We start from the raw sequence: 9,804 nt of genomic DNA, 5'->3' as shown, positions 1-9,804 counted from the left end.
ATAAAATTCAAAAAAATAATATTCACCACAACTCGGAAGGCAGATGAATTAAAAGAATTGATTAATAACAGTGATATCTTAATAGTCTCTCCTGGTAGAAAGAAGGAAATCCAACAATTGAATGCTAAAAAAATATCCTTAATTGAATTCATTTATATTCCTGATAAGGGTTCCATTGATACTTTGAAAAAAACCATATTTGATATCAAAAGGAAAGAGGTGACATAACAAGGAAATGAATAAAACAGGTAATTTAAGGATTTATCAAAATGAAAAGACAGTAATAACTGTAAATGAAGATTGGTGTAAATCATGCGGGATTTGTATACAGTTCTGTCCCAAAAAAGTTTTAGTAAGTAATGAGAAGGGTTGTCCTGTGGCAAAAAATATTGATGATTGTATAAATTGCATGTTATGTGAATTAAGATGCCCGGATTTTGCTATTCATGTTGAAAAGAAAGAAAAAAATATTAACTATGTTATGGAACAAAAAGGTCTGGAGGACTAGTTATGACAGATAAAAATGAAACGGTTAAGATTTTACAGGGTAATGAAGCATGTGTAGAAGGAGCCCTTTTAGCTGGTGTTCGTTTTTTTGCTGGTTATCCCATCACTCCTGCTTCTGAAATTGCCGAAGGAATGGCCATGCGGCTTCCTGAGCTAGGAGGAGTATTTATGCAAATGGAAGATGAAATTGCCAGTATGGCTGCAGTTATAGGTGCTTCTTTGACCGGAGTTAAAGCAATGACTGCCAGTTCTGGTCCCGGAATTTGCTTGAAACAGGAAAATATAGGATTTGCTGCAATTACTGAAGTCCCATGTGTTATTGTTAATGCTCAAAGAGGTGGACCTAGTACGGGATTGCCAACTAAGCCAGCTCAAGGGGACGTAATGCAAGCTCGCTGGGGAACACATGGAGATCATCCTATGATAGCTCTGGCTCCTTCGGATGTAAATGAGATTTTACATATAACCATAACAGCTATTAATTTTAGTGAAAAATATCGCACCCCAGTGATGCTATTATTGGATGAAGTCATTGCTCATATGCGTGAAAAAGTCAATATCCCTACCAATGAAGAGGTTGAAATTATTGACAGAAAAAAACCGACTTTAGATAAAGAGAATTTTTTACCTTATAAAGCAGACCAGGACCTGGTTCCTCCTATGGCTAATTTTGGTAGTGGATATAGGTATCATGTTACTGGTTTAATTCATAACGAAAAGGGTTACCCAACTGCGAATACCAAAAAAATCGATCAGTTATTGAGAAGATTAACTAACAAAATAGAATTACATAAAAAAGATATTATTATAGAGGAAAAGTTTTTGCTGGATGATGCCAGAATAGCAGTTATTGCCTATGGTTCTGTAGCAAGAGCAGCACAAAGAACGGTTAAGTTAGCAAGAGAAAAAGGCATAAAGGCTGGTTTATTAAAGTTAGTCACCCTCTGGCCTTTCAGCGATGATACGATTAATCAATTAGCAGGACAGGTTGATTTAATATTAGTGCCAGAAATGAATTTAGGCCAGATGGTCCGTGAAGTACAAAGGGCGGCTGAAGGCAAGTGCCGTGTTGTTTCTTATGGTAGAGTCGATGGGGAGTTGATTAATCCTATGGAAATTCTTTCCAAGATTGAGGAGGAAAGCAAATTATGAATAATTCTATTGCCCAATATTTTAGAGAAGAAATGTTTCCTCATATCTGGTGTCCTGGTTGTGGAAATGGTATTATTTTAGGTGCCATATTAAGGGCAATTAATAGTATAGGATGGGAAAAGGATGAGATTGTAATGGTTTCGGGAATCGGTTGTTCCAGTCGCATTACTGGTTATGTTGATTTTAATACTATGAATACTACTCATGGTAGAGCTTTGCCTTTTGCAACAGGCATAAAGATGTCTAATCCCAGCTTAAAAGTAATTGCCGTAATGGGTGATGGCGATTGTGCAGCAATAGGTGGTAACCATTTTATTCATTCTGCTCGTCGTAATATAGATATAACTGCCATTATTATAAATAATATGATTTATGGCATGACTGGAGGCCAATATTCTCCTTTAACACCAACTGGTAAGTTTGGTTCTACAGCTCCATATGGCAATATTGACCAGACTTTTGATATATCTGCTTTAGCTGCCAGTGCTGGTGCTTCTTATGTAGCACGCGGAAATATTTTTGATGTCAATCAGACCACTCGTTTTATTAAAAAGGCTTTACTCAAAAAAGGCTTTTCTGTAGTGGAAGTAATTTCAGATTGCCCCATTTCTTTCGGTAGAATTAATAAGTTGAGAACTCCTGTTCAAATGTTAGAGTGGATAAAAAGCATCACAGTACCCAAAACAACCTGGGAAAAATTATCAGAAGAAGAAAAAGAAAAGAAAATACCCACAGGGGAATTTTTAGATATTAATATACCCGAATATACTGATAAATACCAGGAAATCTGTATTAGGGTTCAACAAGGAAGGAGAGAAAAATGAGAAAAGAAGTTTGTTTAAGTGGTTCAGGAGGACAGGGATTGATACTGGCGGCCATTATTTTAGCTGAGGCAGCAGGTATTTTTGACGGATTTGAAATAGCTCAAACTCAATCTTATGGTCCAGAAGCCAGAGGTGGTGCCAGCAGATCAGAAGTAATTATTAGTGATGAAAAAATAGATTATCCTAAAATTATAAAGTCAGATATATTACTTGCTTTAACACAACAAGCCTGTGATAAATATGTCCAGAATTTAAAAGAGGATGGATTATTATTGATTGATTCAACAAATGTTTCAAATATTCCTTCTTTTCCCGGGAAAATTTATCAATATCCTATTACCAAAGATGCTATTAACATTCTTGGAAATCAATTGGTAACTAATGTTATATCTTTAGGTATTATTGTTCAGTTAACAAATATTGTTACTAAGAATGCTATCAGGAAAGTGCTGCAAAACAGAATACCGGAAAGAATAAGAGATTTAAATAAAAAAGCATTAGAGCATGGTTTTCAAATAGCAGAAAAATTTATTAAGTAAAGATATAATGTTTATCTGGAAAGGAATTAATTAAATGAAGATTTTAGTTGTAAACTCTGGTAGTTCCTCAATAAAATATCGTCTTTTTGATATGGCCGATGAATCTTTATTAGCCAAGGGTTTAGTAGAGAGAATAGGGATCAAAGGTTCATTAATAAATCATTATCCTGCTGGGAAAGATGTTATAAAAAAAGTGTTAGATATACCAGATCATCGCAAGGGAATTGAGTTGGTAATAGATGCCCTATTGAATAATGAATACGGTGTAATCAAGGATATTTCAGAAATATCAGCAGTAGGTCATCGAGTAGTACATGGTGGCGAAAAATATTCTGGTTCAGTATTGTTGAATGAGGATGTAATGAATACCCTTAATGAATTTATTGAATTAGCTCCACTGCATAATCCACCAAATATCTTGGGTATAAAAGTATGTCAGGAATTATTACCTGATACCCCACAGGTTGGAGTATTTGATACAGCTTTTCATCAGTCTATTCCTGAGCAAGCATTTCTTTATGGCTTACCATATATTTATTATGAAAAATATCGTATAAGAAGATATGGTTTTCATGGAACATCTCATAAATATGTAGCATACAAAGCAGCAGAAATGTTGGGCAAAGATTTAAAAGAATTAAAGATAATTACCTGCCACCTGGGTAATGGGTCCAGCATAACTGCAGTCAAAGAAGGTAAATCAATTGACACCAGTCTCGGGTTTGGCACCATTTCTGGTATAATTATGGGGACTCGTTGTGGAGATCTTGATCCAGCAATTATTCCTTATTTAATGGAGAAAGAAAACCTTAATTTTGAGCAAATAAACAATATCCTCTATAAAAAGAGTGGATTAATGGGTTTATCAGAAGGCATATCCAGTGATATGCGTGATCTGGAAGAGGAAACACTAAATGGAAATAAAAGAGCTAAAAGAACCTTAGATGTTTTAAATTATGGCTTGAAAAAGTATATCGGTGCTTATACAGCAGCTATGAATGGTCTGGATGCTCTGGTATTTACAGCCGGTATTGGGGAAAATTCGCCCATGTTGAGGAGTATAGTTTGTAAAGATCTAAGCTCCTTTGGTATAAAGATTGATGATAATAAGAATGATGATTTGAGAGGTAAAAAAGAAATAATTAGTACTGAAGATTCAAGAGTGGCTGTTTTGGTAATACCAACTAATGAAGAATTGATGATAGCTAAAGATACAGTAGAGATTTTTAATAATTTAAAATGATAATTTATATTTCTAAACACGAGAGAGGAAAATAGATGTATCGTATTAATAAGAAAACAAAATTATACCAGGATATGTACAGCATGTGGATAGAAGCGTCAGAAATTGCAAAAACAGTGCAGCCCGGTCAGTTTATTATTTTGATGACTAAAGAAAATGGCGAAAGAATACCCCTAACCGTTGCTGATTATGACCAAAATAAGGGATTAGTGCAAATTGTTTTTCAGGTAGTTGGCAAAACAACAGATGAATTATCCCATTTTCAGGAAGGAGAATATTTATATTCCTTTATTGGTCCTTTAGGTCATAAAACAGAAATAGATTTTTTTGGTACGGTTGTAGTAGTAGGAGGGGGAACTGGTATAGCATGTATTCACCCCATAGCACGTAACTTAAAAAAGGCTGGTAACAGAGTAATTGCTATCATTGGAGCCAGAACCAAAGAATTAATTATTATGGAAAAGGAATTGAGAGCAGTATCAGATGAATTAATTATTACTACTGATGATGGCAGTTATGGAAGAAAGGGATTTGTTACAGATGCTTTAAAAGAGAAACTCGATCAGGATACTTCTATCAAAAAAATATGGACTATTGGACCACCCATTATGATGAAAGTAACCACTGAACTGACCAAGTCATATCCAGTTGATACCATTGTCAGTCTTAATACTATTATGGTTGATGGAACAGGTATGTGCGGTTCCTGTCGAGTTTCTATTGGAGGAGAAACAAAATTTGTCTGTACTGATGGTCCTGAGTTTGATGGTCAATTAGTCAACTGGGAAGAATTTATGCATAGAATCTATCGTTATAAAAAAGAAGAAAAAGAATCATGGCAACATTTTAAGGATCAAAATGAATGCAGGTGTAAGGAGAATTGAAATGGCTGAAATGATTGAAATGAAAGAAAGAACAAAAAGAGAACAAGTCCCCATGAGAGAACAGTCACCATCTGATCGCATTCATAATTTTAACGAAGTTCCTCTGGGATATACTAAAGAAGAGGCAATTTTTGAAGCACAGCGATGTTTACAGTGCAAAAATCCTACCTGCACGAAGGGATGTCCGGCAGAAATAAATATTCCCACTTTTATACGATATATTGTAGAAGAGGATTTTGCCAAGGCTTATTTAACAATCCTAGAAACAGATGCTTTACCGGCGGTAACCGGAAGAGTCTGTCCTCAAGAAGAACAATGCCAAAAAGAATGTGTTTTAAATAAACGTGGCAAAGCAATCGCTATAGGAAGATTGGAGCGATTTGTAGCTGATTGGGCAAGGGAAAATGGAATACATGGAATAAAGAATACGGATAATCAGAAGGGTATAAAGGTTGCTGTCGTTGGTTCTGGACCTGCAGGATTAACCTGTGCCGCGGACCTTGCTAAAATCGGATACCAGGTAACTCTTTTTGAGGCATTACATAAGCCTGGAGGTGTACTTGTATATGGAATTCCAGAATTCAGGCTTCCTAAGTCAATTGTTGAATATGAAGTTAATGAGATAAAGCAATTAGGAGTGAAAGTGATCAGTAATCAGGTAGTAGGTGCTACCAGAAGCGTAAAAGATTTGACAAAAGAGTTTGATGCCATATTTCTGGCTAATGGAGCAGGAGCCCCCCGTTTTATGAATATTCCCGGAGAAAATATGAATGATGTCTATTCAGCTAATGAATTTCTAACTCGGTCTAATTTAATGAAAGCATACTTATTTCCGAAATATGACACTCCAATAAAAATCAGGGAAAGAGCTGCTACTATCGGAGCCGGAAATGTAGCAATGGATTCGGCACGAACTGCTCTACGACTTGGTGCTAAAGAATCATATATAGTTTATCGACGTTCCAGGGCAGAAGTACCAGCCAGAGCAGAAGAAGTACATCATGCTGAAGAAGAAGGAATTATATTCCATTTTTTAACTTTACCGATCCGAATTCTGGGAGATAAGGAAGGAAGAGTAACCGGGATGGAATGTGTAAGAATGAAGCTAGGAGAACAGGATAAATCAGGCAGAAGAAGGCCTATTCCTATTGATAATTCCAACTTTGTTTTAGAAGTAGATATGGTAATTGATGCCATAGGCACAATGGCTAATCCAATTGTAGCCAGAAGTGCTAAGGGTGTGGAGGTGAATCAATGGGGATATTTTGAAGTTGATGAAAAAACCAAAATGACTACCTGTGAAGGTATTTTTGCCGGAGGTGATATAGTAAGAGGATCAGCTACTGTTATTTCTGCTGTAGGCGATGGGAAGATAGCTGCCCGGTCTATTGATACCTATTTATCTTCAGGAAAGAGCTTAAGAAAAAAGTATATAGTTTCTAGTGAAGTAAAATAATAAAATATTTGGAGGTTTAATAATGTCTCGAGATAAAGAAATGAATCCTTTTGAAATTGTTCAAGCTCAGTTTGATGAAAATGCCAGAAAGTGTAATTTAAATAAGTCAATGCAAGAATTCTTAAGAGAAGCTGAACGAGAAATTAGAGTAAGAATTCCAGTAGAAATGGATGATGGAACAACTAGAACATTTACCGGATTTCGCGTTCAGCATTCCACTGCTCGAGGTCCAGCTAAAGGTGGTTTAAGATTTGCCGAAGATGAAACTATAGATATGGTCAGGGCATTAGCTATGATGATGGCTTGGAAATGTGCTGTAGTTAATATTCCTTTGGGGGGAGGAAAAGGTGGCGTGGTTTGTAATCCCAGAGAGCTTTCTGATCGGGAAACGGAGAAACTTTGCCGCGGTTGGGTCAGAAAGGTTTATGAATTTGTTGGCCCTGAAATGGATGTACCAGCACCTGATGTAGCTACTAACCCTCAGGATATGCTTTGGATTATGGATGAATATGATACTATTGCCAGGCGAAGGAAACCGGGATTTGTTACTGGCAAGGCTGTTGGTGTTGGGGGTTCTTTAGGGAGAACTGAAGCCACAGGTTATGGAGTTATTTATTGTGTTAGAGAAGCCTTAAAAAGATTAAATATTGATTTTAAAGGAGCAACTGCATCAATTCAAGGGGCTGGAAATAATGCTCAATATTGTTGTGAAAAATTTGTTGAATATGGCGGGAAAGTTATTGCTATGTCCTGCTGGGATCCTAATGATAAAAAGGCTTATACCTATAGTTGTCAGGAGGGCATTAATCCTGATGACCTATTTGCTCCTGGTACTTTAGATAAATTTGGCACCATCAATCCTGAAAAAGCAAAATCTTTTGGCTGGAAGCAGGAAGATGCAGATGCCTGGTTAAGAAAATCAGTCATCGTGTTAATACCTGCTGCTTTAGGTTCGGCTGTTCATAAAGATAATGTTAAAAATATAGATTTTAATACAGTTAAGATTTATGCTGAGGCTGCCAATACACCAACTACTCCCGAAGCAGATAAAATCATAAAAGAGAAAGGTGTTTTTCTAATTCCAGATTTTCTTTGTAATGCCGGTGGAGTAACTGTCTCCTATTTTGAGCAGGTGCAGAATAATATGAATTATTACTGGCCAAAAGAAGAAATTTTTGAAAAATTGAATCACATTATGACCTCAGCCTTTAATGGAGTTATAGATTTAGCTGAAAAGGAAAAATTATATCACAGAGATGCGGCTTATGTTATTGCTATTAAAAGAGTTGCCCAGGCTGTTGAGGGAAGAGGTTGGGTGAGAACAAAAAAATAGCGCGAAACAATTTAGGTTAGGGGATTACTATCCCCTAACCTAAATTAAAGTTGAGGTATATTAAAAAAGAATGAAAGTATTTGCACTAATAGGGGAAAGTGGAACTGGCAAGAGCCATAAAGCTCTCTTGATTGCTCACCAGGAAAATATTGAATATATTATTGATGATGGTCTTCTAATTAAAAAGGATAAAATTTTAGCAGGTCTATCAGCGAAAAAAGAATTGAATAAGATCCAAGCAATTAGAAGAGCTATCTTTTTTGATAAAGAACACGCTCAAGCTGTTAAAGAAATAATTAAAATAGAAAAACCTAAAAAAATAATGGTTTTGGGTACATCAATAGAAATGATAGAAAAAATAATTCAAACCCTGGAACTACCACCTTTAAGTAAAGTATTTAATATAGAAGAGGTGTCCAGTGAAAAGGAAATACAACTAGCTAGGGCAAGTAGATCTAGAGAGGGAACTCATATCATACCCCTACCAGGAATTGAAATACAGAGAAAGTTTCCTATAAACTTAGTAGAGTCATTAGAGATATTTTATCGAAAACGATATGTTAATAGAAAAATAGGAGAACGAACAGTTGTTCGGCCTCCATTTAGTTATTTTGGAAAATTATTTATATCAGAAAGTGCTATCTTAGATATAATTTATTTTAATATCAAAAACTTTAAGCATGTTATTCGAATTGGAAAAACAAAAATAAATATTAATGATGAAGGTATTTTAATACAGATTAACCTTACCTTAAAATATGGTAAGAATATACCGGATATGGTAAGGATAATTCAAGAAAATTTAAAGAAAGAGCTTGATTATATTACTGGCATTAATATTAAAAAGATAGATGTACTGGTAGAAAATTTGATACTAGAAAAGAATAAAATTACTTATAATATGAGCTAATAACCTAAACCTGGCTTTTATTATACATTTACACATTTAAAAAATGTAAATATTACCTTAATCTACTTAAACATTAGGGTGTGTTTACTTTTAATTATGTATGGAAAAAGGAGGTGTAATAAGTTGGATTACCATGGGAAAAAAAGAATAGAAAATGCTAAAAGCAATTGGGAAACCAATTCATTAAATAAAGTTTTAAGTAAGTTTCCCGAGAGAAAGAAAACATTTGTTACTGGTTCAAATAAGGAAGTCAGTAACTTATACGATCCACTTGATTTAGAAGATATTGATTATCTTGATGATTTGGGTTACCCGGGAGAGTATCCTTATACCAGAGGAGTGCAACCAACCATGTATCGGGGCAGGTTGTGGACTATGAGGCAATATGCTGGTTTTGGGGATGCTGAGGAATCTAATAAGAGGTATAAATACCTGTTAAAAAATGGACAGACCGGTTTAAGTATTGCCTTTGACCTTCCAACCCAAATTGGTTACGATTCCAATCATCCTATGGCACATGGTGAAGTGGGAAAAGTAGGAGTAGCAATTGATACTTTAGAGGATATGGAAATATTATTTGATGGTATTCCCTTAGATCAAGTTAGTACCTCTATGACTATTAATGCTCCAGCAGCAATTTTATTGGCCATGTATACCGCTATTGCTGAAAAACAAGGAATCCCGGCATCAGAATTAAATGGTACTATTCAAAATGATATCTTAAAAGAATACATTGCCAGGGGCACCTATATATTTCCACCCCTTCCCTCTATGAGATTGATTACTGATATTTTTGATTATTGTTCCCAAAAATTACCAAAGTGGAATACCATAAGTATAAGTGGTTACCATATTAGAGAGGCTGGATCAACTTCTATTCAGGAGATTGCTTTCACTTTAGCTAATGGGATTGCTTATGTTGATGCAGCAGTAAAGAGAGGTCTAGATATTGATAC

11 protein-coding genes are annotated in these 9,804 nt (G+C 35.4%); all 11 read left to right on the top strand.

Annotation, left to right across the window (positions count from 1 at the left end):
* Positions 1 to 228 (top strand): GntR family transcriptional regulator (locus PHD84_09840; GenBank protein ID MDD5638099.1); only part of this gene is annotated, 228 nt, incomplete at its 5' end.
* 7 nt (positions 229 to 235) lie between these two features.
* Positions 236 to 508, top strand: a complete 273-nt coding sequence (locus PHD84_09835) for a 4Fe-4S binding protein (GenBank protein ID MDD5638098.1) — start codon at positions 236 to 238, stop codon at positions 506 to 508.
* A gap of 2 nt (positions 509 to 510) precedes the next feature.
* Positions 511 to 1,659 (top strand): 2-oxoacid:acceptor oxidoreductase subunit alpha, encoded by a 1,149-nt coding sequence (locus tag PHD84_09830; protein ID MDD5638097.1) that lies wholly within the window; start codon positions 511 to 513, stop codon positions 1,657 to 1,659.
* A complete protein-coding gene (locus PHD84_09825; GenBank protein MDD5638096.1) occupies positions 1,656 to 2,483 on the top strand; it encodes a thiamine pyrophosphate-dependent enzyme in 828 nt (275 codons plus the stop codon). Before PHD84_09830 ends, PHD84_09825 begins: the two co-directional genes overlap by 4 nt.
* Positions 2,480 to 3,022, top strand: coding sequence for a 2-oxoacid:acceptor oxidoreductase family protein (locus tag PHD84_09820; GenBank protein ID MDD5638095.1), 543 nt, complete (start codon positions 2,480 to 2,482; stop codon positions 3,020 to 3,022). Before PHD84_09825 ends, PHD84_09820 begins: the two co-directional genes overlap by 4 nt.
* 34 nt (positions 3,023 to 3,056) lie before the next feature.
* On the top strand, positions 3,057 to 4,265 hold the full coding sequence (locus PHD84_09815) for an acetate kinase (protein ID MDD5638094.1): 1,209 nt from the start codon (positions 3,057 to 3,059) through the stop codon (positions 4,263 to 4,265).
* Between the two features lie 35 nt (positions 4,266 to 4,300).
* Positions 4,301 to 5,149 (top strand): sulfide/dihydroorotate dehydrogenase-like FAD/NAD-binding protein, encoded by an 849-nt coding sequence (locus PHD84_09810; protein MDD5638093.1) that lies wholly within the window; start codon positions 4,301 to 4,303, stop codon positions 5,147 to 5,149.
* A gap of 1 nt (position 5,150) precedes the next feature.
* Positions 5,151 to 6,605 carry an NADPH-dependent glutamate synthase gene (gene gltA / locus PHD84_09805; protein MDD5638092.1) on the top strand — a complete coding sequence of 485 codons (1,455 nt, stop codon included), beginning with the start codon at positions 5,151 to 5,153 and terminating at the stop codon, positions 6,603 to 6,605.
* Positions 6,606 to 6,627: 22 nt separating this feature from the next.
* Positions 6,628 to 7,938, top strand: a complete 1,311-nt coding sequence (locus PHD84_09800; protein MDD5638091.1) for a Glu/Leu/Phe/Val dehydrogenase — start codon at positions 6,628 to 6,630, stop codon at positions 7,936 to 7,938.
* Between the two features lie 70 nt (positions 7,939 to 8,008).
* Positions 8,009 to 8,848 (top strand): Asp23/Gls24 family envelope stress response protein, encoded by an 840-nt coding sequence (locus tag PHD84_09795; GenBank protein ID MDD5638090.1) that lies wholly within the window; start codon positions 8,009 to 8,011, stop codon positions 8,846 to 8,848.
* Positions 8,849 to 8,971: 123 nt separating this feature from the next.
* A partial coding sequence (locus PHD84_09790) for a methylmalonyl-CoA mutase family protein (protein ID MDD5638089.1) occupies positions 8,972 to 9,804 on the top strand: 833 nt, incomplete at its 3' end.

This window comes from Atribacterota bacterium (assembly GCA_028717805.1).
Classification (GTDB): Bacteria; Atribacterota; Phoenicimicrobiia; order Phoenicimicrobiales; family Stramentimicrobiaceae; genus Stramentimicrobium.
Note: the sequence above shows the minus strand (reverse complement) of the source record. Positions and strands in the feature narration are given on the sequence as shown.